Annotated in this window: 20 protein-coding genes; 17 read left to right on the top strand and 3 right to left on the bottom strand. The window is 69.9% G+C overall.

Going from position 1 to position 24,391, the window contains the following annotated elements:
• Positions 1-9: 9 nt before the first annotated feature.
• The 6 genes from BLT62_RS17035 (at position 10) to BLT62_RS17010 (ending at position 7,550) form a co-directional block, all read left to right on the top strand.
• Entirely contained in the window at positions 10-465 is a 456-nt protein-coding gene (locus BLT62_RS17035; protein WP_083365138.1) for a MarR family winged helix-turn-helix transcriptional regulator, read from the top strand.
• A 1-nt stretch (position 466) separates the two neighbouring features.
• The gene (locus BLT62_RS17030; RefSeq protein ID WP_083365137.1) at positions 467-1,720 is read left to right on the top strand and encodes an MFS transporter; all 1,254 of its coding nucleotides are present in this window, start codon (positions 467-469) and stop codon (positions 1,718-1,720) included.
• 218 nt (positions 1,721-1,938) lie between these two features.
• Positions 1,939-3,282 carry an ABC transporter substrate-binding protein gene (locus tag BLT62_RS17025; protein WP_083365136.1) on the top strand — a complete coding sequence of 448 codons (1,344 nt, stop codon included), beginning with the start codon at positions 1,939-1,941 and terminating at the stop codon, positions 3,280-3,282.
• An 87-nt stretch (positions 3,283-3,369) separates the two neighbouring features.
• Positions 3,370-4,503 carry a carbohydrate ABC transporter permease gene (locus BLT62_RS17020; RefSeq protein WP_083365135.1) on the top strand — a complete coding sequence of 378 codons (1,134 nt, stop codon included), beginning with the start codon at positions 3,370-3,372 and terminating at the stop codon, positions 4,501-4,503.
• On the top strand, positions 4,500-5,480 hold the full coding sequence (locus tag BLT62_RS17015) for a carbohydrate ABC transporter permease (protein ID WP_083365134.1): 981 nt from the start codon (positions 4,500-4,502) through the stop codon (positions 5,478-5,480). The genes BLT62_RS17020 and BLT62_RS17015 overlap by 4 nt, the downstream gene beginning before the upstream one ends.
• Before the next feature lie 120 nt (positions 5,481-5,600).
• Positions 5,601-7,550, top strand: a complete 1,950-nt coding sequence (locus BLT62_RS17010; RefSeq protein ID WP_231919280.1) for an ABC transporter ATP-binding protein — start codon at positions 5,601-5,603, stop codon at positions 7,548-7,550.
• Between the two features lie 392 nt (positions 7,551-7,942).
• On the opposite strand, the gene BLT62_RS17005 is transcribed toward BLT62_RS17010, so the two are convergent.
• The gene (locus BLT62_RS17005; RefSeq protein ID WP_231919279.1) at positions 7,943-8,659 is read right to left on the bottom strand and encodes a DUF305 domain-containing protein; all 717 of its coding nucleotides are present in this window, start codon (positions 8,657-8,659) and stop codon (positions 7,943-7,945) included.
• The gene (locus BLT62_RS17000) at positions 8,660-9,358 is read right to left on the bottom strand and encodes a DUF3105 domain-containing protein (RefSeq protein ID WP_083365132.1); all 699 of its coding nucleotides are present in this window, start codon (positions 9,356-9,358) and stop codon (positions 8,660-8,662) included.
• 424 nt (positions 9,359-9,782) lie between these two features.
• On the opposite strand from BLT62_RS17000, the gene BLT62_RS16995 reads away from it, so the two are divergent.
• From BLT62_RS16995 to BLT62_RS16970, 6 genes are all read left to right on the top strand, one after another.
• A complete protein-coding gene (locus BLT62_RS16995) occupies positions 9,783-11,177 on the top strand; it encodes a cystathionine beta-synthase (RefSeq protein WP_083365548.1) in 1,395 nt (464 codons plus the stop codon).
• Between the two features lie 65 nt (positions 11,178-11,242).
• Positions 11,243-12,418: a cystathionine gamma-synthase gene (locus BLT62_RS16990; protein WP_083365131.1), complete on the top strand. Its 1,176-nt coding sequence runs from the start codon at positions 11,243-11,245 to the stop codon at positions 12,416-12,418.
• A gap of 132 nt (positions 12,419-12,550) precedes the next feature.
• Positions 12,551-12,934 carry a nuclear transport factor 2 family protein gene (locus BLT62_RS16985; protein ID WP_083365130.1) on the top strand — a complete coding sequence of 128 codons (384 nt, stop codon included), beginning with the start codon at positions 12,551-12,553 and terminating at the stop codon, positions 12,932-12,934.
• 106 nt (positions 12,935-13,040) lie between these two features.
• Complete coding sequence (locus BLT62_RS16980; RefSeq protein WP_231919278.1) at positions 13,041-14,531, top strand: APC family permease; 1,491 nt, start codon at positions 13,041-13,043, stop codon at positions 14,529-14,531.
• The gene (locus BLT62_RS16975; protein ID WP_083365128.1) at positions 14,528-15,532 is read left to right on the top strand and encodes a cyclase family protein; all 1,005 of its coding nucleotides are present in this window, start codon (positions 14,528-14,530) and stop codon (positions 15,530-15,532) included. Before BLT62_RS16980 ends, BLT62_RS16975 begins: the two co-directional genes overlap by 4 nt.
• Before the next feature lie 25 nt (positions 15,533-15,557).
• Positions 15,558-16,892, top strand: a complete 1,335-nt coding sequence (locus BLT62_RS16970) for a heparan-alpha-glucosaminide N-acetyltransferase domain-containing protein (protein WP_083365127.1) — start codon at positions 15,558-15,560, stop codon at positions 16,890-16,892.
• 23 nt (positions 16,893-16,915) lie between these two features.
• Here BLT62_RS16970 and soxR read toward each other — a convergent pair whose 3' ends face one another.
• Positions 16,916-17,458, bottom strand: coding sequence for a redox-sensitive transcriptional activator SoxR (soxR, locus tag BLT62_RS16965; protein WP_083365126.1), 543 nt, complete (start codon positions 17,456-17,458; stop codon positions 16,916-16,918).
• 66 nt (positions 17,459-17,524) lie between these two features.
• Between soxR and BLT62_RS16960 the strand changes: the two genes are divergently transcribed.
• The 5 genes from BLT62_RS16960 (at position 17,525) to mmsA (ending at position 24,376) form a co-directional block, all read left to right on the top strand.
• Positions 17,525-18,994 (top strand): MFS transporter, encoded by a 1,470-nt coding sequence (locus tag BLT62_RS16960; RefSeq protein WP_231919277.1) that lies wholly within the window; start codon positions 17,525-17,527, stop codon positions 18,992-18,994.
• Positions 18,995-19,201: 207 nt separating this feature from the next.
• Positions 19,202-20,365 (top strand): LacI family DNA-binding transcriptional regulator, encoded by a 1,164-nt coding sequence (locus BLT62_RS16955; protein WP_083365125.1) that lies wholly within the window; start codon positions 19,202-19,204, stop codon positions 20,363-20,365.
• 377 nt (positions 20,366-20,742) lie between these two features.
• The gene (locus BLT62_RS16950) at positions 20,743-21,495 is read left to right on the top strand and encodes an L-ribulose-5-phosphate 4-epimerase (RefSeq protein ID WP_083365124.1); all 753 of its coding nucleotides are present in this window, start codon (positions 20,743-20,745) and stop codon (positions 21,493-21,495) included.
• Positions 21,496-21,592: 97 nt separating this feature from the next.
• On the top strand, positions 21,593-22,726 hold the full coding sequence (chvE, locus tag BLT62_RS16945; protein WP_083365123.1) for a multiple monosaccharide ABC transporter substrate-binding protein: 1,134 nt from the start codon (positions 21,593-21,595) through the stop codon (positions 22,724-22,726).
• 120 nt (positions 22,727-22,846) lie between these two features.
• A complete protein-coding gene (gene mmsA / locus BLT62_RS16940) occupies positions 22,847-24,376 on the top strand; it encodes a multiple monosaccharide ABC transporter ATP-binding protein (protein ID WP_083365122.1) in 1,530 nt (509 codons plus the stop codon).
• Positions 24,377-24,391: the final 15 nt, after the last annotated feature.

The following is a 24,391-nucleotide window of genomic DNA, read 5'->3' as shown; positions in this document are numbered from 1 at the left end:
AATGGGAGGATGGCACACTCGGTCGATCAGCTTCCCGCGGTTCTCGGCGAACTCATCGTGGTGAGCAACAAGCTCACGCGCATGGCGGCGCAACTCACCGACGGCACCGAATCCCCGGCCGTGTGGCGCACCCTGAGCGCGCTCCGGCACGCCGGACCCGTGCGCCTGGGCGGGCTCGCCGCGCTCAGCCGAGTGGCGCAGCCCACCATGACCAAGCTGGTGCACACCCTGGTGGAGCGCGGCTGGGTGCAGCGGGTTGCCGACCCGGCGGATGCCCGGGCCACGCTGCTGGCCGCGACCGAGAGCGGCGAGGCCGCGCTGGAGGCCTGGCGGACCGAGCTCATCGCCGCGATCCTGCCGCAGTTCGAGGGGCTCGACCCCGACGAGATCGCTGCGATCGCCCGTGCCGTCGGCATTGTGCAGCAGCGCCTCGATGCGCCCATCGCGACAACGAAAGAAGCATGAGATGACAGACGTTCTCGAAGCCCGCAGCAGCATCCTGCACCAGCCGAAGGCGGTGTGGGCTGTCGCCTTCGCCAGCGTCGTCGCGTTCATGGGCATCGGCCTGGTCGACCCGATCCTGCCGGCCATCGCCGATGAGCTCAGCGCAACGCCCACCGAGACGGTCATGCTCTTCACCAGCTACCTGGTGATCACCGGGGTCGCGATGTTCTTCACGAGCTGGATCTCGAGCAGGATCGGCCCGAAGAAGACGCTGCTGGCGGGTCTCGCCCTCATCGTGGTCTTCGCGCTGGCGGCCGGCCTCGCCGGCGACATCGAGACCATCATCGGCTTCCGCGCCGGTTGGGGCCTCGGCAACGCGCTGTTCATCTCGACCGCGCTGGCGACCATCGTCGGCGCGGCGTCCGGCGGCACCTCCGCGGCGATCATCCTCTACGAGGCCGCCCTCGGCCTCGGCCTCGCCATCGGCCCGCTGCTCGGCGGCCTGCTCGGCAGCATCAGCTGGCGCGGGCCGTTCTTCGGCACGGCGGCGCTCATGGCCGTCGGGTTCATCGCGATCCTCGTGCTGCTGAAGCCCGGCGCGGTCGACGGCGCCGCCCGGCCGGCCCCGACGCGCCTCTCCGCGCCGTTCCGGGCCCTCGCCCGGCCGGCACTCGGCATCCTCGCGGCCGCCGCCGTGTTCTACAACTTCGCCTTCTTCGTGCTGCTCGCCTACACCCCGTTCGCGCTCGTGCCGCTCGGCGTCGGTGACGCCATCAGCCTCGGCCTGGTCTTCTTCGGCTGGGGCGTCTCGGTCGCGATCACCTCGGTCTGGGTCGCGCCGATCCTCACCAGGCGGATGCCGCGCACCCGGGTGCTCTGGCTGGTGATGCCGCTCCTGGCCCTCGACCTGCTCGCCATGGCCCTGTTCGTGCACTCGCTCGCGGCCGTGATCGTCGGCGTCGTGGTCGGCGGAATGCTGCTCGGCATCCTCAACACGGTGCTCACCGAGTGCGTCATGGAGGCCACCGACCTGCCCCGTTCCGTCGCCTCCAGCGCCTACTCCGGCGTGCGCTTCCTCGGCGGCGCGGTCGCGCCGCCCGTCGCGACGCTGCTGGCCGAGGCACTCTCCCCCTCGGCGCCGTTCGTGGCCGGGGCGCTCGCCGTGCTCGTCTCCGTGGCCATCGTGATCCTCGGCCGACGCTGGCTGCGCGCGGCCGACGGCCTGCAGGAATCCCCGCTCGAGGAGGCGCAGGCCATCAGCCTCGGCGACGCCTAGCGCGCCTTCGCACCGCGCTCTGGCGCCCGGATGGGGCCGCCGAGCCGGATAACGATTCGACTGTCAGCGGCACCGCCGCGCTCCGGAATCATTGAGTTGAGCGGCACTCACTGCTTAACGTTGTCGTGACGATCCCCTCGTCGGCCTTGCGCATCCTGCGCACACTCGCTTGACTGGCCGACGTGGGAGCGCTCTCACGCACTCAATGAGGAGGAATCATGCAGTTGAAGAATTCTCGCCGGGTACTTCTGCCGGTGGCAGCCCTCGCGGCCCTGGGGCTTCTGCTCTCAGGGTGCGCGTCTGATTCGGGCGGTGGGGGCAGCGCCCCGGCCGGGCCAGGCGACGCGGGCGAGGCGGATGGCGTTGTGACGATCTACGGCACGATCGTCGACACCGAGGCCGAGCTTCTGGAGCAGTCGTGGGCCGACTGGGAGAAGGCCAACAACATTGACATCCAGTACGAGGGCAGCAAGGAGTTCGAGACCCAGATCGCCATTCGTGCGCAGGGCGGCAACGCCCCGGACCTCGCCATCTTCCCGCAGCCAGGGCTCTTCTCGGACATGGTCTCGCGTGACTACATCCAGCTCGCGCCGGATGGCGTCGCCACGAACGTCAAGGACGGCTGGTCGGAGGACTGGGCCGGTTACGCCAGCGTGGACGGCACTCTCTTCGGGGCTCCGCTGATGGCCAGCCTCAAGGGCTTCGTCTGGTACTCGCCGGCACAGTTCGCCGAGTGGGGCGTCGAGGTTCCCACCACCTGGGACGAGATGATGACGCTCACCAAGACCATCCAGACGGCAACGGGCAAGCCGCCGTGGTGCGCTGGGTTCGGCTCCGACGCCGCAACGGGCTGGCCCGGAACCGACTGGATCGAAGACATCGTGCTGCGCCAGTCCGGACCGGAGACCTACGACAAGTGGGTCAGCCACGAGATCCCGTTCACCGACCCGGCGATCTCGGACGCATTCGACTCGCTCGGTGAGATCCTGCTCAACCCGGACTACGTCAACGCCGGCTACGGCGACGTGCGCACGATCAACGCCACCCCGTTCGGCGATGTCGCCCGTGTCATGGGCGACGGAACCTGCGCGATGACCCACCAGGCCAGCTTCTTCGACGGCTTCCTGCAAGACCCGAAGAACGGCAACGCCACGGTGGGCCCCGACGCCGACATCTGGGCCTTCATCACCCCCTCTGTTGAGGCTGGCGGCAACGCCGTGACCGGTGGTGGCGAGATCGTTGGCGCATTCTCCAACGACGCCGACACCATCAAGGTGCAGGAGTACCTCTCGAGCGCCGACTGGGCCAACAGCCGCGTCGCCCTGGGCGGCGTGCTGAGCGCCAACAAGGGCCTCGACCCGGCCAACGCCTCCAGCCCGATCCTGCAGGAAGCGATCACGATCCTGCAGGACCCGAGCACCACGTTCCGGTTCGACGCCTCCGACCTGATGCCCAGCATCGTGGGCGCCGGCTCGTTCTGGACGGGGATGGTCGACTGGATCAACGGCAAGTCCACCGAAGAGGTGCTGAAGACGATCGACGCCTCCTGGCCGTCTGAGTAGCACCCTCACAGGAGCGGATGCCGGTGGCTCTGGCCACCGGCATCCGCTCACCTCAACACAGGTACCAGCGAACACGAGAGAGGGCCCATGTCCGCGTTCTTCAGTTGGATAGCGAGCTTGCCGGCGTTGCTGCAAGTCGTCGTCGTGGTGATTGCCTTCGGCGCCGTGATCGCGCTGCTGATCTTCTTGCTCGAGGTCGCACCCCGCAGCGGGCGCAAGTACACGGTGATCCGGCTCGCCGCATGCGTGCTGGTGCCGCTGCTGGCGTTCCTGTTCCTCGGCTCCGTGCTCTGGGCCGCGGCCGTGGCCGCCGTGCTCGGCGGAGTCTTCTTCTGGCTCGACTACCGCTCCAGGCAGGGCGCCGGCTACCTGTTCCAACTGGTCGGCTTCCTCACCCCCGCCTTCCTGCTGATCGCGATCGGCCTGATCTACCCCACGATCATCACGACGGGGCAGGCCTTCATGAACAGCCGCGGCAACCGCTTCGTCGGCTTCGAGAACTTCGTCTGGATCTTCACCCAGGAGACCGGCATCCGCACCGTCGTCAACACGATCATCTGGGTCATCTTCGTGCCGATCCTCGCGACGGTCATCGGCCTGGCCTACGCGGTGTTCATCGACAAGTCGCGCGGTGAGAAGTACTTCAAGGCCCTCGTCTTCATGCCGATGGCGATCTCCTTCGTCGGGGCGAGCATCATCTGGGGCTTCATGTACACGGCGCGCCCGGCCGACCAGCCGCAGATCGGCCTGCTCAACCAGATTGTGGTCATGTTCGGCGGCGAGCCCGTCGCCTGGCTGGCGCATCAGCCCTGGAACACGTTCTTCCTGATCGTCGTGATGATCTGGATCCAGACCGGCTTCGCCATGGTCGTGCTCTCCGCGGCCATCAAGGGTGTGCCGGTCGAGCAGCTGGAGGCCGCCGAGATCGACGGGGCGAACGGCTGGCAGCGCTTCCGCAACGTCACCGTGCAGGCGATCAAGCCGTCGCTCATCGTCGTGCTCACCACCATCTCCATTGTGTCGCTGAAGGTCTTCGACATCGTGCGCACCATGACAGCCGGCGCCAACGGCACGAGCGTGCTGGCCAATGAGATGTACAGCCAGTGGAAGGGCTTCGAGCTCGGTCGCTCGGCGGCGCTCGCGCTGGTGCTGTTCCTGTTGGTCGTGCCGATCATCGTGTACAACGCCAGACAGCTCGCCAAGCAGAGGGAAATCCGATGAGCCGCACAGAGACCGAGCTGGTCACCACCGCAGGCTCCGGCCGCGCCCGCCGCGGTGCGGCGTTCGGGCGCAGCGGGAACGACACCGCGCAGGGCCGGGTCAAGAACCGGCTCACCAACCGCTGGGCGACGCTCGCCGCACTGCTGATCGCCGTGTTCTGGACAGTGCCGACCCTCGGCCTGTTCATCTCGTCGATCCGCCCCGCCGCCGACATCACCCGCTCCGGCTGGTGGACCTGGTTCGCCAACCCCGCGGTGACGCTGGACAACTACCGGGACGTCCTCGCGGCGGGCAACAGCCAGCTGACGATGGCCGACTCCTTTCTCAACTCCATCGCCATCACGATCCCCGCCACCCTCATCCCGCTGTGCATCGCCACGCTCGCCGCCTACGCCTTCGCGTGGATCGACTTCAAGGGGCGCAACGCCCTGTTCATCGGGGTGTTCGCGCTGCAGATCGTGCCCATCCAGATGGCGCTGGTGCCGCTGCTCAGCCTGTTCTCGCGCGGAATCAAGATCGGCAACGTGGAGCTGTTTGGCAACCTGGACGCCGGCGTCGGCTACACCCAGGTGTGGATCGCGCACTCGATCTTCGCTCTGCCGTTGGCGATCTACCTGTTGTACAACTTCATCACCGAGATTCCGGGCGAGGTGATCGAGGCCGCACGGGTGGACGGAGCCGGCCACGGGCAGATCTTCTTCCGGATCGTGCTGCCGCTGACCATGCCGGCGATCGCGTCGTTCGCGATCTTCCAGTTCCTCTGGGTCTGGAACGACCTCCTGGTCGCCCTCGTCTTCGCCGACGGCAAGGTCGCGCCGATCACCAAGCTGCTGGCCGAGATCTCGGGAAGCCGCGGGCAGGACTGGAACCTGTTGACGGCGGGCGCCTTCGTGGCGATCATCGTGCCGCTGATCGTGTTCTTCGCGCTGCAGCGCTACTTCGTGCGCGGGCTGCTGGCCGGCTCGACCAAGGGCTAGGCGCGGGGCGCGGGCTAGGCGCGAGGCGTGGGCGCTGCCCCGCGCCTCGCAGCCCGGCCCACCTCCCCGGCTGGCGGCGCAGCTGGGCCCGCGGTCGGGGGGAGGTCCTAGGGTGAAGCTATGAGTGGATCGATGGGCGGCGGGGGCCGCGGCGCCGGGGGAGGCGGCGGAGGCGGCCGGGGCGGTGGCCGCGTCAGCGCCGCCGACGAGCGGGCGCAGCGCGCGATCAACGCGGAGGCCCCCAGAGTTCCGCACCTGCTCAGCCGCATCGCGGCACTGTTCGCCCCGCACAAGGCCGCCCTCGTCGTCACGGTCGTGCTGGTGCTGGTCGGGGCGGCGCTCAGCGTCATCCCGCCGCTGATCACGCAGCGCGTCTTCGACCACGCGCTGTTCCCGGCATCCGGCGGGCCCGACCTCGCCCTGCTCGGCTGGCTGGTCGGCGCCATGGTCGTCGTCTTCGTCGCCAGCGCGCTGCTCGGCGTCTGGCAGACCTGGCTCACCGCCACCGTCGGCAACACGGTGATGGGCGCCCTGCGCGTGCGGCTGTTCACCCACCTGCAGGCGATGGAGCTGAGCTTCTTCACCCGCACCAAGACCGGCGTCATCCAATCCCGCCTGCAGAACGACGTCGGCGGCGTCGCCAGCGTGCTCACCAACACCATTTCGAGCGTGCTCGGCAACACCGTCACCGTGATCGCGGCCTTCATCGCGATGCTCCTGCTGAACTGGCAGCTCACCCTCATCGCGGTCGTGCTGATGCCGTTCATGGTGATCGCCCAGCGCCGGGTCGGCCAGGTGCGCGCGCGCATCGCCGCCAAGACGCAGGAGTCGCTCTCGGAGATGACGGCCATCACCCAGGAGACGCTCTCGGTCAGCGGCATCCTGCTCTCCAAGAGCTTCACCAGGCAGGGCGCCGAGATCTCCCGCTACGCCGACGAGAACGCCAACCAGGTGTCGCTGCAGGTGCGCCAGCAGATGAGCGGCCAGTGGTTCTTCGCCCTCGTCAACATATTCCTCTCCAGCATCCCCGCCATCGTCTACCTGGCGGCCGGCTACCTGGTCGCCGGCGGCGCCACCGACGTGACGGCCGGCACCATCGTCGCCTTCACCACGGTGCAGGCCCGGCTCATGTTCCCGCTGATGGGGCTGATGCGGGTCGCGCTCGACCTGCAGACCTCCTCTGCCCTGTTCGCGCGCATCTTCGAGTACCTCGACCTCACGCCGGCGATCGTGGATGCCCCGGATGCCGTCTCACTTGAGTCGGCGGGCCCCGCGGCATCCGCAGAGCTCGGCCGCGTCGAGTTCGACCGGGTCAGCTTCCGCTACCCAGACCAGGACGCGGGCGAGCGGCCCACCCTCGACGAGGTCTCCTTCGTCGTCGAGCCCGGGCAGTACGCGGCCTTCGTCGGGCCGAGCGGGGCGGGCAAGACGACGGTGTCCTACCTGGTGCCGCGGCTGTACGAGGCCACGGAGGGGGCGGTGCGCTTCGCCGGGCACGACGTGCGCGAGCTCACCCAGCAGTCGCTGGTCGGCAACATCGGCATCGTCAGCCAGGAGACCTACCTGTTTCACGCGAGCATCGCTGAGAACCTGCGCTACGCGAAACCGGACGCCACCGACGAGGAGCTGGAGCGGGCCACCCGCGCCGCGAACATCCACGACACGATCGCGGCGTTCCCGGCCGGCTACGACACCCAGGTGGGGGAGCGCGGCTACCGGCTCTCCGGCGGAGAGAAGCAGCGGATCGCGATCGCGCGGGTGCTGCTGAAGGACCCGGCCGTGCTCGTGCTGGACGAGGCGACGAGCGCGCTCGACGTGATCTCGGAGCGGATCGTGCAGTCGGCGCTGGACGACGCCGCCCGCGGGCGCACCACGATCGCGATCGCGCACCGGCTCTCGACGGTGGTCAACGCCGACGTCATCTTCGTGATCGAAGCCGGGCGGCTGGTCGAGCGCGGCACGCACGCAGAACTGCTGGTCTCCGGCGGCGTGTACGCGCGACTGTTCGCCGAGCAGAGCGCCCTCTCGGCGATCGGCATCGAGCTGCCGGTGGAGGCGCTGCCGGACTAGCCGCCGCGCGTGCGCCCGACCCGTTGGCTTCGCTCGTTCCTCGCTCGAGCCAACGTGCTTCTTCCCGCTGGCTTCGCTCGTTCCTCGCTCGAGCCAACGTGCTTCTTCCCGCTGGCTTCGCTCGTTCCTCGCTCGAGCCAACGTGCCTCTCCCCGCTGGTCGAGTAGCGAGGAACGAGCGTATCGAGACCTCGCACGGGGCTCAGTTGCCCGCTGGATTCGGGGTCTCGATACGGCCCTGGCGGGCCTACTCGACCGGCGGCGTGCGACCGAAGCCAGCTGCCGCGCCGGTGGGGGAGGCAGAAACGAGCTCGGGAGGCCACTTTCGCGTGAAAGTGGCCTCCCGTTCTGCCGTTTGCCTCCCGAGCGGATGCCGGGGCAGGCGGGCACCGGCTACTGGCGCTGGGCCAGCATCGACTCCATCAGCTCGATCTCGGACTGCTGGCTGGCCAGCACCGAGTTCGCGAACGGCACGATCACCGAGTTGGTGCTGCGCTCCAGCACCGACTCCGCCATCTCCAGCGCGCCCTTGTGGTGCGCGATCATCAGGGTGAGGAACAGGCGCTCGGCCTCGACGCCGCTGGCCGCCTGCAGCTCGGCGAGTTGCTCTGGCGTCGCCATGCCGGGCATCGGCCCGCCCGGAACGTGGTCGGTGCTCGCGGCTTCCGTGCCGCCGTGCACGTGCCCGGCGGTGCCGTTCAGCGCGGGGCGCGTCATCCACGTCATCGACGGCTCCGAGCCGAACTGGCCGAGGCCCCACTCGCTCAGCCAGCCGTACAGCTGGCCGGACTGCTGCCCCTGCGTCGTCGCGATGTCGTAGCCGAGCAGTCGCGTCGCGGGGTCGTCGGTGCGGTCGCGGATGATCATCGCCATCTCGACGCCCTGCACGTGGTGCGCCTGCATGTCACGGGCGAAGCCGGCCTCCGCGCTGGTGTCTCCCGGGGTCGCCCCGATGGTGCTCAGGCGGCCGATCGAGAACGACACGAGAGCGACGACGACCAGCGCCACCACCGCGATGATGGCGACAACGGCGCGGCCGGCCAGGCGGGGGCGGGCGGATGCCGCGGGCTCGCCGGTCTCGAGCGAAACGTCAGTCAGGACATCCGTCAACTAGGACACCTTGCCGTCAGCGTCGAGGGCGCCGGAGCACAGGGCGCCGGGCTCGGGAACGAACTGGCTCTTCCAGTACTCCTCGAGGAACTCGCCGATGCGCTCGTCATCGACCGAGTCGACCTGCAGCTGGGCGTTCCAGGCGCTGAGCACGACCTGCGAGGGCAGGTCTTCCTTGGGGGAGAGCACGATGTAGCTGCCGGGCAGCTTGAGCTTCAGCTCCTTGAGCTGGTCCTCGGAGAGGGAGGGGTCGTAGGTGACCCAGACGGCGCCGTGCTCGAGCGAGTGCACCGCGTTCTCGTTGGGGACGGGCTTCTCGTAGACGCCGCAGTTGAGCCACATCGGGTTGTGCTCGCCACCGGCCGGCGGGTTCTGCGGGTAGTCGACGGTTCCCTCGACGTGGCCGGCACCGTTCTTGAACGTCTCGACGCCGCTGATCTTCACGCCGTCGCTGCCGGCGGTGTAGCTGGCGCGCTGCGGCGTCAACACCACGGCGGAGACCACGAGGGCCACCACGACGACGGCGCCGGCGACGGCCGACCAGATGCCGATCATGCGGTTGCGGCGGGCGCGGGCCTCGCGCTTGCGGTACTCCTCGAGCTTCAAGGCACGTGCCGCTGCACGCTGTTCCTTGACGCTGAGCGCTTTCGCCTGCGCCTTGGCGGCAGGGGGAACGGGCGGGGTCGGGGAAGAAGACATTCTCGGCCTCTCGAAAGCTGAGTGCGGGTGGGTGCATGGGACCTGAGCGGGGCGCAGCCTCTGCCCCGAACCATACGAATGTATCGGGAATCGCTGGACAGGCGCTGAATGGGCGGGCGGATGCCGCAGCACGGCACGACCGGGCCGCGCCGAATCCGCACCGAATCCGCGACGTCACGTGACGCCGAAAGCGTGACAGCGGGCGAACGCTGGCCTACAGTGATGCCGTGTCCACTGTGAAGTCCTGTTGTCGTTGTCGCTGATCGACGCGCCCACAACCAGACTCACCCTCGTGCGCGGCAGCACTCCCACAGCCTGAGACCTCGTGGTGAGGCCCGCGCGCAGTGGTGCCGCGACATCCGTCATTCGATGACAGCTCGTGAAGGACACAGCCATGACGCACCCCACACGCACCCACGCAGACATGACGTACGCGGATTCCGTCGTCGAGCTGATCGGCGACACCCCGCTGGTCAGGCTCAACCACGTGACCGACGGGCTCGCCGTCACCGTTCTGGTCAAGCTCGAGTACCTGAACCCGGGCGGCTCGGCGAAGGACCGCATCGCCGAGCGCATCATCGACGCCGCCGAGCGCTCCGGCCAGCTGGAGCCGGGCGGCACGATCATCGAGCCGACCAGCGGCAACACCGGCGTCGGCCTCGCCCTCGTCGCCTTGCAGCGCGGCTACCGCAGCATCTTCGTCGTTCCGGACAAAGTCGGCCAGGACAAGATCGACGTGCTCACCGCCTACGGCGCCGAGGTCGTCGTGACACCCACCGCCGTCGCGCCGGACAGCCCGGAGTCCTATTACGGCGTCGCCGACCGGCTGGTGCGCGAGACGCCGGGGGCATACAAACCGGACCAGTTCTCGAACCAGAACGGCCCGCGCAGCCACTACGAGACGACCGGGCCCGAGATCTGGCGCGACACCGCCGGCCGCGTCACGCACTTCGTCGCCGGGGTCGGCACGGGCGGCACCATCACCGGCGCCGGGCGCTACCTGCGCGAGGTCTCCGGCGACACGGTGCGCATCATCGGCGCCGACCCGGAGGGCTCGGTCTACTCCGGCGGCACCGGGCGGCCCTACCTGGTGGAGGGCGTCGGCGAGGACTTCTGGCCGGGCGTCTACGACCCCACCGTGCCGCACGAGGTGCTCGCCGTCAGCGACGCCGACGCCTTCGCGATGACCAGGCGGCTGGCCAGGGAGGAGGGGATCCTGGTCGGCGGCTCCAGCGGCATGGCCGTCGTCGCCGCGCTGCGCGCCGCAGCGACGCTCGGGCCGGACGCCGTCGTGGTGGTGCTGCTGCCGGACGGCGGGCGCGGCTACCTCGGCAAGATCTTCAACGACGACTGGATGCAGCACCACGGGTTCAGCCAGGCCGCGGCCGGGAGCGCCGGGGCCGGAACCACCGTCGCGGAGCTGCTGGCCGCCAAGGGCGAGCGGATGCCGGCGCTGCTGCACGCGCGCCCGAGCGACACCGTTCGAGCCGCCATCGAGACGATGACGGCATTCGGGGTGTCGCAGCTGCTGGTGCTCGGCGCCGAACCGCCCGTCGCGCTGGGCGAGGTGCTCGGCACGGTCGACGAGGAACAGCTGTTCGAGCGGCTCTCCTCCGGGCTGGCGCAGCCGGGCGATCCCGTCGGGCCGCTCGCCGGCGCGCGGCTGCCGCTGATCGGCGTGAACGAGCCCATCGCGGCGGCGCAGGCGGCGCTCGGCAGCGCGCCCGCGCTGTTGGTGACCGACGGCGGCAAGCCGCGCGGCGTGATCACGCTGCACGACCTGTTGCACCACCTCGGCGGCGACAGCCCCGCCGGCTGAGCCCGCCGAAACCCCGCCCCGCGGCATCCGCACCCCACACACGACGCACACAGAGAGAAGCACTGATGACCAACTCCGAGACCCCCGCTGGCGCCCCCGCCGACGGCTTCGCCACCCGCGCCATCCACGCCGGTCAGCACTTCGACCCGACGACGGGCGCCGTGATCCCGCCGATCTACCAGAGCTCGACCTTCGTGCAAGACGGCATCGGCGGGCTACGCGGCGGCTACGAGTACTCCCGCAGCGGCAACCCGACGCGCACCGCGCTGGAGACCCAGCTCGCCGCGCTCGAGGGCGGCGCCCACGGGCTCTCCTTCGCGAGCGGCCTCGCCGCCGAGGACGCCCTGCTGCGCGCCGTGCTGAGCCCCGGCGACCACGTCGTGCTCGGCAACGACGCGTACGGCGGAACCTACCGCCTGATCAACCGGGTGCACGGGGACTGGGGCATCCGCAACACCCCCGTCGACCTCGGCGACCTCGCCGCGGTCGAGGCGGCGCTCCTGCCCGCCACCCGGGTGCTGTGGATCGAGACGCCGAGCAACCCGCTGATGGCGGTCAGCGACATCGCGGCGCTCGCCGAGCTCGGCCACCGGCGCGGCCTGCTCGTCGTCGTCGACAACACCTTCGCCTCGCCGGCGCTGCAGCAGCCGCTGGCGCTGGGGGCGGACGTCGTCGTGCACTCGACCACCAAATACCTGGGCGGGCACTCCGACGTGATCGGCGGCGCCCTGATCCTGAACGACGACGAGCTGCACGAGAAGGTTCGCTTCCTGCAGTTCGCGGCCGGCGCGGTCTCCGCCCCGATGGACGCCTTCCTCACCGCCCGCGGCATCAAGACCCTCGACGTGCGGATGCAGCGGCACAGCGCCAACGCCCAGGCCATCGCCGAGCGGCTGCACGCCCACCCCGCCGTGGAACGGGTCTACTACCCGGGGCTGCCCACGCACCCCGGCCACGAGCTGGCCGCCCGGCAGATGTCGGCTTTCGGCGGCATGATCGCGCTGGCGCTCCGCGGGGGAGAGGCGGCGGCCCGCCGCTTCGCCGAGTCGATGCGGCTGTTCCAACTGGCGGAGTCGCTCGGCGGCGTCGAGTCGCTGGTGAACTACCCGAGCGCGATGACGCACGCGTCCGTGCGCGGCACCGAGCTCGAGGTGGCGCCGAACATCGTGCGGCTCTCCGTCGGCATCGAAGACGTCGCCGACCTGCTCGCCGACCTCGAGCAGGCGCTCGCCGCCCTGTAGCCGCCGGGCGCCCGGGGTGGCTGGCGCCTCTCTCCCGGCGGCTCGAGGGAGCCTGCGACCGAAGCCGACACCACCGACACCGGCCCGGGCGCCGGGGTGGCGGCCGTCGGTGGCCCGGAGTAGAACTGAGCCATGAGTGAGAATGAGGCAATCACCCGCTGGGTCGACGGCTACCGCAAGGCCTGGCTGAGCAACGACCCCGACGACATCCGCGCCCTGTTCACCGAGGATGCCGAGTACTACACCCGGCCGCATCGCGAGCCCTGGCGCGGCCACGAGGAGATCGTCACCCGCTGGATCGAGAACGCGGACGGCCCTGGTGGCAGCACCTTCGAGTGGCAGCCGGTGCTGGCCAGCCCGGAGACCGCGGTGGTGCGCGGGGTGACCCGCTACCCGGGCGACAACGAGATCTACCACAACCTCTGGGTGGTGCAGCTGAGCCCGGACGGGCGGGCCACCTCCTTCACCGAGTGGTGGATGGAGGAGTCGCAGGCGACCGGGGGCAGCGGCGAGTGACCCGGAACCCCGTGCGGTAGTCCGCGCGCCGCGATTGGCAGTTTCTCGATGAACAGTGTCCTCTCTGCCAGTGCGCCGAGGCGGCACGGCGCGGCATGATGGGGAGGTGAATCCGACGAGACTGACTGCAGCGACTCCCACCGACGTGGCGGGGTCTCCGACGGAGCAGCCAGCCACGGCGCACCAGGGCTCGCTCGGCCTCGTCCGCGGGACGGCGCTGTACATCGCCGCCGTGCTCGGAACCGGCATCCTCGTGCTGCCCGGGCTCACGGCATCCGTCGCCGGCCCCGGCTCGATCCTCGCCGTCGCCGCCGTCTTCCTGCTCTCGATTCCGCTGGCCGGCACCTTCGCGGCGCTCGCCGCACGCTACCCCGACCCGGGCGGCGTCGCCAGCTACGTGCGCCGCGCCCTGGGCAACACCCCGGCACGCATCACCGGCTATTGGTTCTACTTCGGCGTCTGCGTCGGCGCGCCCGTCGTCGGCGTGCTGGGCGCCGAGTACATCGTCGCCGTGCTCGGCGTCGACCGCTCCGCCGTCGGCATCGTCGGCCTGGCCATCCTGGTGCCGCCGTTCATCGCGAACCTGTTCGGCCTGCGCGTCTCCGGCACCGTGCAGCTCGGCCTCACCGTGCTGCTCCTCGCCGTCGTCATCGGCGTGGTCGCCGTCTCCTTCCCCGCCGCAGACCCGGCAAACTTCGAGCCGTTCCTGCCGCACGGACTCGCCGGCGTCGGCACCGCGATCAGCCTGTTCCTCTGGGCCTTCGCCGGCTGGGAGGCCGGCACCCACATCGCCGGCGAGTTCACCAATCCGCGCCGCGTCATCCCCTGGGCGACGGGCATCGCCGTGGTCGTGGTCGGCGTCGCCTACCTGTTGCTGCAGATCGTGACCGTCGCGGTGCTGGGGGCGGATGCCGGCGAGGGCCCCGTGCCGCTGATCACCCTCGTCTCCGCCGTGGCCCCCGGCATCGGCCCCATCGCCGTCGCGATCGTCGCCGGCGTCGTCGTGCTCGGAGTCATCAACGTCTACATCGGGGCATTCGGCAAGCTGGGCGCCTCGCTGGGCCGCGACGGCGACCTGCCGCGCTGGCTGGCCAAGGGCGTCGAAGACGGGGCGGTGCCGCGCCGGGCGCTCGCCGTGACCGCCGTGCTGACCGCGATCTACTACGTGGTGATGGCCGCGGTCGGCTTCAACCTGACCGCGTTCATCCTCGTGCACACCAGCTGCACGGCCGCGATCTACGCGTTCGGCATGGTCGCGGCCGTGCGGATCCTGGACCGCTGGAGCATCGGCTGGTGGATGGCGGTGGTCGCCAGCGTGCTCACCGCCGGCATGCTCGTGCTGGCCGGGCCGAACCTGCTGATCCCCGCCGCACTCGCCGGCGCGGCCCTCGTCGTCGCCCTGGGCAAGCGGGCTCGCGCCCGTCGCCAGGCCGCGTCGCCTGTTGCGCCCGTTGCGCCCGCGGCTCCGCTGGTTGAGACTGGGACCCCTCTGGTTCAGGCCGGGGCCCCGCTCGTTCAGCCGGGGGTCCCGGTGAGTGAGCCCGTCGAACTCCCCGCACCGGCGCCCCGCCCCGCCACCGAATTGGAGCCCACATGACCGAGTACCGCGCCCGCTTCGACGCCGTCGTCACCTTCGTCAACGGCGGCGACCTCGTCACCCGCGGCTTCCGGCTCGATCTGCCCACCGCCGAGGTGTCCAAGCAGAAGCTCGCGGAGCTGTTCGTGCGCCACCTCGGGCTCACCCTCGTCGAGGACGTCACGCTGACGAACATCGAGATCGTCCGGGAGCAGCACCGCGGCAGCCGCGGCATCCCGTTCGCCGAGATGCTCAGCCAAGCCCTCGACGGCAGCGCGCTCGGCGCGGAGCTGGCCGAGCAGCAGGCAGCGGGCGCCGAAGCGGGCGCCGAGACGGAGCCCGGCTCGCCGCTCGCCGCCCGCCGCGTCGTCGACCTGAGCCACGTCATCCGGGCGGGCCTGGTGACCTACCCGGGGCTCCCCGCCCCCGTCATCACCCCGCACCTCACCCGGGAAGACTCGCGTGCCAAGTACGCGCCGGGAACCGAGTTCACCATGGACACCATCACCATGATCGGCAACACCGGTACCTACCTCGACAGCCCCTACCACCGCTACGAGGGCGGCAGCGACCTGGCCGGTCTCGACCTGGAGACCCTCGTCGACCTGCCCGCCGAGGTGTTCCACCTGACGGATGCCGGCAGCCGCGGCATCGGCGCCGAGGTGTTCTACGATCGCCAGCTCGCCGGCGCCGCCGTGCTGCTGCACACCGGCTCCGACCGCCTGTTCGGCCAGCCGGAGTACGCCGTCGACTCGCCGTTCCTCACCGAGGCCGGCGCCCGCCACCTCGTCGAGCAGGGGGTGGCGCTGGTCGGCATCGACGCGCTGAACATCGACGACGTCGAGAGCGGCGGGGAGCGTCCGGCCCACTCGCTGCTGCTCGAGGCCGGCATCCACGTCGTCGAGCACCTCACCCGCCTGGAGGAGCTGCCGGCGCGCGGCGCGCGCTTCACCGCGGCCCCGCCCAAGGTCGAGGGCTTCGGCACGTTCCCGGTGCGCGCCTTCGCCACCCTCCCGGCCTAGCCGCGCCCCGGACCGCCGCAGACCCATGACCGCGCCGCCACCCGTTCCCGAGCTCTCCGCGGAGGGCGGGGCGATGCGGGCCGCCCAGGCGGCGGGGAGCGCAGACCCGATCGCGCGTCTCGTCGGAATCGACTTCGCGCGCTTCCTCGCGATCCTGGGCATGATGTGCGCGCATCTCATGCCCCGGCCGGGGATGCCCGGCCACGAGGTCTGGCTCGACGGGCTCGTCGACGGCAACGCCTCAACTCTTTTCGCCGTGATCGGCGGCATCAGCGTCGTGCTCGCCACCCGCCGCTACCTGGAGGTCGGGGCGTATGCGGCCGCGGCGTGGGCGATGGCGGCGCGCGGCGTGCTCGTCATCCTGCTCGGCGCCACCCTCGCGATGGCGCCGATCAGCGTCGTGATCGTGCTCGTCTACTTCGGGGTCGCGATGCTCGGAACGCTCCCGTTCCTGCGGATGCCGGTGCGCTGGCTGCTCGGCAGCGCGGCGCTGCTCGCCGTGCTCGGCCAGCTGGTCAACGCGCCGCTCCGGGCCGCGCTCGACGTGGGCGGCGAGGGTGGCGGGCTGGCCTGGACCGAGTTCGCCGACCCGCTGCGCGCGCTCCGCGGCGCCCTCGTGACCGGCACCTACCCCGTCATTACCTGGTTGGTCTACCTGCTCGTCGGCATGGCGGTCGCGCGTCTCCTGCTCGCCGTGCGGCACGACGATCGCGCTTCGCGGCGCTTCCTCTTCGGCGCCGGCCTGCTCGGGCTCGGGCTGGCCGTGCTGAGCATCGTGAGCTCCCGGCTGATCTTCGAGATCTGGGGTCGGGCCGCCGCCCTGCAGGCCGCGCCCGGCCTGGACGCGGCGCTGATCGACGAGCTGGCCAGACTGCAGGGGCACGGCGCCCCGGCGGCGGCGGACTGGTGGTGGCTGTTAGGCGCAGCCCCGCACACCGGCACCCTCCTCGACATGCTGCGCGGCGTCGGCGTCGCCCTGTTCGTGATCGCCCTCATGCTCGGCTTCGCACGGTGGGCGCCGCGCTGGCTGCTCAGCGCACTGCGCCCGGTCTCGGCGGCGGGGGCCGCACCGCTCACGGTCTACACCGTGCACGTGCTGGGCGTCACCCTCGCGACGAGCCTGGTGCTGCTGCTCGGCCCGCTGGCGTTCAACAGCGTTCCGTGGTGGTATCTGAGCGCCCAGATTCTCGGGGTCCACCTCGCCGTCGCGCTCGTCATCGGCGCCGTGCTGGCCGTGCTCGGCCGGCGCGGGCCGCTCGAGGCGCTCGTCAGCACCGTGTCGACGGCGGCCGCGCGGCTCGGCTCTGGCTCGGCCCGACGCGGCACGCCTCCGGCGCGGAACGCCCAGAGCGCGCGCTGACACCCGCCGACTGCGGGGCGGGGTCACCCCGCGGTCGCGTCTCCTGTGTGCGCGTCTCCTGCGCTCGCGACTCCTGTGCTCGCGACGTCCGCACCGGCCTCGCCGACGCCGGGCTCGAGCCAGCGGCGCGGCCCGCTTCCGGAGGCGCCGAGCTCGTCGCCGGGGTTTCGCAGCGAGCAGGTGCCGAGGCTCAGGCAGCCGCAGCCCATGCAGCCGTCCAAGTCGGTGCGGAGGTGCTGCAGCTCGGCGATGCGGGCGTCCAACTGGGCGCGCCAGCGCTCCGAGATCCGCGCCCAGTCCCGCGGGCTCGGCGCCCGGTCGCCGGGCAGGGAGTCCAGGGCCGCGCGGATGTCGGCCAGCGACACCCCCACGCGCTGCGACACCTTGATGAACGACACCCGGCGCAGGGCGTCCCGCCGGTAGCGGCGCTGGTTGCCATCGTTGCGCTCGCTCTGCAGCAGCCCCTCGCGCTCGTAGAAGTGCAGGGCGGACACGCTCACCCCGCTGCGCGCCGCCAACTCGCCGACGCTGAGCTGGCGTGCGGGGTCGCCGCCGAGTGATGGCATGCCGGTCCTTCCTGGTGCGCCGAAGCGGTTGACCTCAACCATAGTTGAGGTCCTAGGCTCAGAGTCGTGCCCTTCGTAGAGTCAGACCCCAGCGAGCCCCAGAACACCCCCGGAGTCGGGACGACGGGCGCCGCGGCATCCGCCGGCCCGCGGGAGGTCGGCGTGCGGGAGACCGGCGCAGAAGAGAGCGTGCTCGGGCCGAAATACCGCTGGATCAGCATCGGGATGTGCGTGCTCATCCTGCTCGCCGCCTTCGAGTCGCTCGCCGTCACCACGGTGATGCCGCTCATCGCCGACGAGCTCGCCGGCCGCTCGCTCTACGCCGTCGCCTTCGCCGGGCCGCTGGCCGTCAGCGTCGTCGGCATGGTTCTCGCCGGCAACTGGGCCGACCGCCGCGGACCGAAGGCGCCGCTGTACTCCGCCGTCGCGCTGTTCGCGGTCGGCCTGGTGCTGGCCGGAACAGCCACCACCATGGAGATGCTCGTCGTCGGCCGCCTCATCCACGGCCTCGGCGGCGGCGGTCTCACCGTCGCCCTCTACGTCATCGTCGCGCGCGTCTACCCCCACCTCCTGCAGCCGCGCATCTTCGCCGGCTTCTCGGCGGCCTGGGTGATCCCCTCCCTCGTCGGCCCCTTCGTCGCCGGCGCCATCGCCGAGGCCGCCAGCTGGCACTGGGTGTTCCTCGGCGTCGTCGCCCTCGTCATCCCGGCCCTGATCATGGTGGTGCCCGCCCTGAGGGGAATGGTGCACGAGGCGGATGCCGACGCGGCCGTTCCCCGCTGGGACGTCGCCCGCATCCTCTGGGCGGCGCTCGCCGCCGCGGCGGTGCTCGTGTTGAACCTCAGCGCAGAGGCGGCCGGCTGGGTGCTCTGGCTGCTGCCGGTGGCGGCGGTCGTCGTGCTCGCCCTCGCGCTGCGCCCACTGCTGCCGACCGGAGCACTGCGCGCGGCGCGCGGCCTGCCCGCGACGGTGCTCGTGCGCGGTCTGATCGCCGGTGCCTTCTTCGGCGCCCAGGTCTACGTGCCGCTGATCCTTACCGACCGCTATGCGCTCACGCCGTCGATGGCGGGCCTGGCGCTGACGTTCGGCGGCCTGGCCTGGGCCGTGACCGCGCAGATCCAGGGGCGCTACTCGGCGACGCTCACGCACGCCCGCTGCCTCCGGATCGGCCTCGTGCTGCTCGGCGCCGCCCTCGCAGTCACGATCGCGACGGCCGCCCTCGCGCTGCCGGCACTCGTGCTGATCGTGGCGTGGGCGTTCGCCGGTGCCGGCATGGGCATCATGTACCCGCGCACCTCGGTGATGGCGCTGCAGTCCTCCACCGAGGTCGACCAGGGCTTCAACAGCTCGGCCATCGCCATCTCTGACGCGATCGGCGCCGCGGTCGCGGTCGCCGTCGCCGGCATCGCCTTCGCGGTGCTGGCCCCGGTCGGCGGGGTGTGGCCGTTCGTCGGATCCTTCGGCCTCGCCGCGCTGTTCTGGCTGGCCGCGGTGCTGGTGCGGCCGCGGGCGGCGGTCAGCCCGCCCGCGCCCTGATCCCGGCAGGCTCGATCAGGGAATCTCGACAGGCTCGATCAGCGGATCTCGACAGGCGCACGCAGGGGCGCGGGGGCATGTTCCTGTCACATGGATTCGTGTGACTGTCACAAATGTGTCAGTCACATCGTCCAATGTCGGCATAATTGACCTGCACGCGCATGTGAACGTACACATAGCGGGGGAGTACGCACAGATGGGGCAGTCGTGACGGACGAGGCAGGGCGGGGCAGAGCGCCGAGCATCCGCGACGTCGCACGGCTCGCCGGGGTGTCGCACCAGACCGTGTCCCGCGTGCTCAACCACCACCCGAGCATCCGCCCCGAGACCAAGGCGCGCGTGCTCGCCGTCATGGACGAGCTGCAGTACCGGCCGAACCGCGCGGCCCGGGCCCTCGTCACCAGCCGCTCCCGCGTCATCGGGGTGCTCGCCGCCTCCAGCGCGCAGTACGGGCCCGCCTCCAGCATCGCCGCGATCGAGGTGGCGGCCCGCGCCCACGGCTACTACATCAACACCGCGAACATCGTCGGCTCCGACCCCGAGGCCATCACCGGCGCGATCGAGCACCTGATGGCGCAGGCCGTCGAGGGCCTCGTCGTGATCGCGCCGCAGGTGCGGGTGTTCGACATCCTCGCCGAGCGGGCGATCGACGTGCCCCTCGTGACACTCCAGCCCACCGGCAAGTTCGGCGACAACACGCTCGCCGTCGACCAGATCACGGGTGCCCGGCTGGCGACACGGCACCTGATCGAACTCGGCCACCGGCACATCTACCACCTCGCCGGCCCACAGGACTGGATCGAGGCCGAGGCCCGCATGACGGGGTTCCTCCGCGAGATGTCGGACAGCGACGTGCCCACCACCGCGCCGATCCTGGGCGACTGGACGGCCGACTTCGGCTACTACGCCGGCCGCGAGCTGCTCAGCGTGCGCGACTTCACGGCGATCTTCTCCTCCAACGACCAGATGGCGCTCGGGCTCATGCACGCGGTGCGGGATGCCGGCCTCGACGTGCCCGGCGATGTGAGCATCGTCGGCTTCGACGACATCCCGGAGGCGGCCCACTTCGCGCCGCCGCTGACGACCGTGCGCCAGGACTTCGCCGAGCTCGGCCGGCGCAGCATCGAACAGCTGATCGCCGAGATCGGGCGGCGCGAGGCGGCGGGCGAGCACGGCAACGGCGACCGCGACGGTGACGACACCGGCGGGGCGCCGGACGGCGCAGCGGGCGGTGGCCTGCCGGCATCCGGGTACCCGAGCGGGGCCGATCCGGCCGGCGCGAGCGGAGAGGGGGACGCGCCCTCGACGAGCAGCCGACTGCTCGTTCCCGAGCTCATCGTGCGGCGATCAACGGGGGCCCCCGCGTTCTGACCACACGGGCCGGATTTCGGGCTGCGCACGGCCGCGGCGCGGTGCCTGCGCCCGCTCTTTCACGCTCAACTTCGTCCTGATTACTGGGAACACAGCGCCGTTATCGTTCTGAGACAACTCAAACTTGACAATCCATCCGCCGATGCGGCTACCATGAGGACATCCAATGTGACCGTTCACATTGGAAACTCGCCCGCTGAGCGATCACCGAATCGCGGCGGGCGTTGGAACGCCCACGACGATGTGATGAAGGAATAGCGAAACGTGACAAAGCAGTCGATGCACCGGAGCAGGACGGCATTCGCCGGCGCCCCGGCATCCGTTTCGCAGACAACGCGTGGCGGCGGCACCCGCGCCACAGCCCGGGCGGTGCACGCATGAGCGGCTACGGTCCGACCATCGAGGTGGCCATCGCCCGCGTCCGTGCCGACGTGGCCCAGCTGCACTCCGAACTGACCCGCAACGAGCTCGTCGTGTGGACGGGCGGCAATGTCTCCGCCCGGGTCCCCGGCGCCGACCTCTTCGTGATCAAGCCGTCCGGCGTCGCCTACGACGACCTCGCACCCGAGAACATGATCCTCTGCGACCTCGACGGCGCCGTCATCGACGGCACCCCCGGCAGCGGCCGGGCACCGTCCAGCGACACCGCCGCCCACGCATACGTCTACCGGAATATGCCGGAGGTCGGCGGCGTCGTGCACACCCACTCGCCCTACGCGACGGCCTGGGCCGCCCGCGGCGAGGAGATCCCCTGCGTGCTCACGGCCATCGCCGACGAGTTCGGCGGCCCGATCCCGGTCGGCCCATTCGCCGTCATCGGCGACGACTCGATCGGCCGCGGCATCGTCGAGACGCTTACCGGCCACCGCTCCAAGGCCGTGCTGATGGCGAACCACGGCCCGTTCACGATCGGCCCCAGCGCGCGGGCAGCCGTCAAGGCCGCCGTCATGGTGGAGGACGCCGCCCGCACCGTGCACCTGGCCCGGCAGGCCGGCGAGATCATCGAGATTCCCCAACCCGCGATCGACGCACTCTTCGATCGCTATCAAAACGTCTACGGACAGGCGACGGAGGTTCGTCGCCAGAAGCCAGCACCCCGTGTGCGGGCCCGAACGGCGAGTGGCGCATAGCCCCTCGCAGAAACCCGGGCCCGGCGCGCCTCCTTTGCGCCGAGCTCGACATGCAGCACCAGACAACGACGTCCGCGTCACAATGAAAGGAAACACAGTGAAGACGAAGAAGGTTCTTCTCGCGATGTTCACCGCCGGGGCCATGCTGGCACTGGCGGCATGCGCCAGCTCGCCGGCGGGCACCGATGGCGGCAGCGGCGAGGGCGCAGGCAACGGCGGCCTCATTGGCGTGGCAATGCCCACCAAGAGCTCCGAGCGCTGGATCCAGGACGGCAACGCCGTCAAGGAGCAGCTCGAGGCCCAGGGCTTCAAGGTCGACCTGCAGTACGCAGAGGACGACATCCCCACCCAGGTCTCGCAGATCGAGAACATGATCACCAAGGGCGCAGAGGCCCTGATCATCGCCTCCATCGACGGCACCACGCTGAGCAGCGTGCTCGAGCAGGCCGCCGAGAACGAGATCCCGGTCATCGCCTACGACCGCCTCATCCGTGACACCGACAACATCGACTACTACGTCACGTTCAACAACTACATCGTCGGCCAGCAGCAGGCCTGGTCGGTTCTGAACGGACTCGGCCTCGTCGAGCTCGACGGCACCGCCATCGCCGACGCACCGGCAGGCCCCTTCAACGTGGAGCTGTTCGCCGGTTCGCCCGACGACAACAACGCCACCTTCTTCTGGCAGGGTGCCATCGACGAGCTCCAGCCCTTCATTGACGCCGGCACCGTCGTCGTCAAGAGCGGCCAGACCAACTTCGAGCAGGCCGCCATCCTCCGCTGGGACGGCGAAGTTGCCCAGAAGCGCATGGAGAACCTGCTGACGTCGACCTACTCCGACGGCTCCAAGGTCAACGGCGTTCTCTCGCCCTACGACGGACTCTCCCGTGGAATCATCTCCGCTCTGACCGACGCTGGCTACAGCGTGGGCGCCGAGTGGCCGATCATCTCCGGCCAGGACGCCGAGCTCGACTCGGTCAAGGCCATCAACTCGGGCGAGCAGTTCGCCACCATCTTCAAGGACACCCGCGAGCTGGCCAAGGTCGCAGTTGAGATGGCATCCGCCCTCCTCAACGGCACCGACGTCCAGGTCAACGACACCGAGACCTACGACAACGGCAACTTCGTCGTGCCGTCGTTCCTGCTCTCCTCGCAGGTCGTCGTGAAGGACAACATCACCTCTGTCCTCGTTGACAGCGGCTACTGGACCGCAGAAGAGATCAAGGGCTAACACCCGCGCTCTCCCCGCGAGAGGCCGGTGGGGGTACTACGGTATCCCCACCGGCTCAGCGGTTCCCGGCATCCGCCCCCACAGTCAAGAAATTGGAAGTCGAATGAGGAAGGCACGTTCGTGACCACCAACATTCTGGAGATGCGCGGCATCACCAAGACGTTCCCCGGTGTCAAAGCACTCTCCAACGTCACGCTCTCTGCCGAGCGCGGCGAGGTGCTCGCGATCTGCGGCGAGAACGGCGCGGGCAAGTCCACCCTCATGAAGGTGCTGAGTGGCGTCTACCCGCACGGCAGCTACACCGGCGACATCGTCTTCGAAGACGAGATCGTCGAGTTCAAGGACATCACCGATAGCGAGGCCAAGGGCATCGTCATCATCCACCAGGAGCTGGCGCTCAGCCCCTACCTCTCTATTGCAGAGAACATCTTCCTCAACAACGAGTTGAAGAACTCCTTCGGGCTGATCGACTGGAACAAGACCAACCACGAGGCGCAGAAGCTGCTCGCCCGGGTTGGCCTGAGCGACAACCCGACCACGCGCATCATGGACATCGGCGTCGGCAAGCAGCAGCTGGTCGAGATCGCCAAGGCGCTCTCCAAGCGCGTCAAGCTGCTCATCCTCGACGAGCCGACGGCTGCCCTCAACGACGAGGACTCCAACCACCTGCTCAATCTGATCCTGCACCTCAAGGGCCAGGGCATCACGTCGATCATCATCAGCCACAAGCTGAACGAGATCAAGAAGATCGCCGACTCGGTCACCGTCATCCGTGACGGCAAGACGATCGAGACGATCGCGAAGACGGATGTCACAGAAGAGCGCATCATCAAGGACATGGTCGGCCGCGACCTCGAGAGCCGCTACCCGGACCACACGCCGAACATCGGCGAGGAGCTGCTGCGCGTCGAGGACTGGACCGCGCACCACCCGCAGGACCAGAGCCGCGTCGTCGTCGACAACGTGAACCTCACCGTGCACGCCGGCGAGATCGTCGGCATCGCCGGGCTGATGGGCGCCGGCCGCACCGAGTTCGCGATGAGCCTGTTCGGACGCAGCTACGGCACCAAGATCTCCGGCCGCGTGTTCAAGCGCGGGCAGGAGATCAAGACGCGCACCGTGTCGGAGGCGATCGCCAACGGCATCGCGTACGCCACCGAGGACCGCAAGACCTACGGGCTCAACCTGATCGAGGACATCAAGCGCAACATCTCGATGGCCTCCCTCGGCAAGCTCGAGAAGTGGGGCCTCGTTCACGACAACGAGGAGTACCGCGTCGCGAACGAGTTCCGCACGAGCATGAACATCAAGGCGCCGTCGGTGCTGGCCAAGACCGGCAAGCTCTCCGGCGGCAACCAGCAGAAGGTCGTGCTGTCGAAGTGGATCTACTCCGACCCCGACGTCCTCATCCTCGACGAGCCCACCCGCGGCATCGACGTGGGCGCCAAGTACGAGATCTACGCGATCATCAACAAGCTCGCGGCGGAGGGCAAGGGCATCATCGTGATCTCCTCCGAGCTGCCGGAGCTGCTCGGCATCTCTGACCGCGTCTACGCGATCTCCGAGGGCCGCATCACGGGCGAGCTGCCCATCGCGGAGGCCACACCGGAATCCGTCCTCAAACTCATGACCATGGAAAAGCCCCGCTAGCGTCGGCGCTCGGGA

This window comes from Microterricola viridarii, assembly GCF_900104895.1.
In the GTDB taxonomy this organism is placed as follows: Bacteria; Actinomycetota; Actinomycetes; order Actinomycetales; family Microbacteriaceae; genus Microterricola; species Microterricola viridarii.
Note: the sequence above shows the minus strand (reverse complement) of the source record. Positions and strands in the feature narration are given on the sequence as shown.

Coding starts and splice junctions, on each gene's coding strand:
- BLT62_RS16985 (WP_083365130.1), top strand. CDS start 12,551: ATGAGTGAGAATGAGGCAATCACCCGCTGGGTCGACGGCTACCGCAAG.
- BLT62_RS16995 (WP_083365548.1), top strand. CDS start 9,783: ATGACGTACGCGGATTCCGTCGTCGAGCTGATCGGCGACACCCCGCTG.
- BLT62_RS17020 (WP_083365135.1), top strand. CDS start 3,370: ATGTCCGCGTTCTTCAGTTGGATAGCGAGCTTGCCGGCGTTGCTGCAA.
- BLT62_RS17010 (WP_231919280.1), top strand. CDS start 5,601: ATGAGTGGATCGATGGGCGGCGGGGGCCGCGGCGCCGGGGGAGGCGGC.
- BLT62_RS16970 (WP_083365127.1), top strand. CDS start 15,558: ATGACCGCGCCGCCACCCGTTCCCGAGCTCTCCGCGGAGGGCGGGGCG.
- BLT62_RS17035 (WP_083365138.1), top strand. CDS start 10: ATGGCACACTCGGTCGATCAGCTTCCCGCGGTTCTCGGCGAACTCATC.
- BLT62_RS17030 (WP_083365137.1), top strand. CDS start 467: ATGACAGACGTTCTCGAAGCCCGCAGCAGCATCCTGCACCAGCCGAAG.
- BLT62_RS16975 (WP_083365128.1), top strand. CDS start 14,528: ATGACCGAGTACCGCGCCCGCTTCGACGCCGTCGTCACCTTCGTCAAC.
- BLT62_RS16990 (WP_083365131.1), top strand. CDS start 11,243: ATGACCAACTCCGAGACCCCCGCTGGCGCCCCCGCCGACGGCTTCGCC.
- BLT62_RS17000 (WP_083365132.1), bottom strand. CDS start 9,358: ATGTCTTCTTCCCCGACCCCGCCCGTTCCCCCTGCCGCCAAGGCGCAG.
- BLT62_RS17025 (WP_083365136.1), top strand. CDS start 1,939: ATGCAGTTGAAGAATTCTCGCCGGGTACTTCTGCCGGTGGCAGCCCTC.
- soxR (WP_083365126.1), bottom strand. CDS start 17,458: ATGCCATCACTCGGCGGCGACCCCGCACGCCAGCTCAGCGTCGGCGAG.
- BLT62_RS17015 (WP_083365134.1), top strand. CDS start 4,500: ATGAGCCGCACAGAGACCGAGCTGGTCACCACCGCAGGCTCCGGCCGC.
- BLT62_RS16950 (WP_083365124.1), top strand. CDS start 20,743: ATGAGCGGCTACGGTCCGACCATCGAGGTGGCCATCGCCCGCGTCCGT.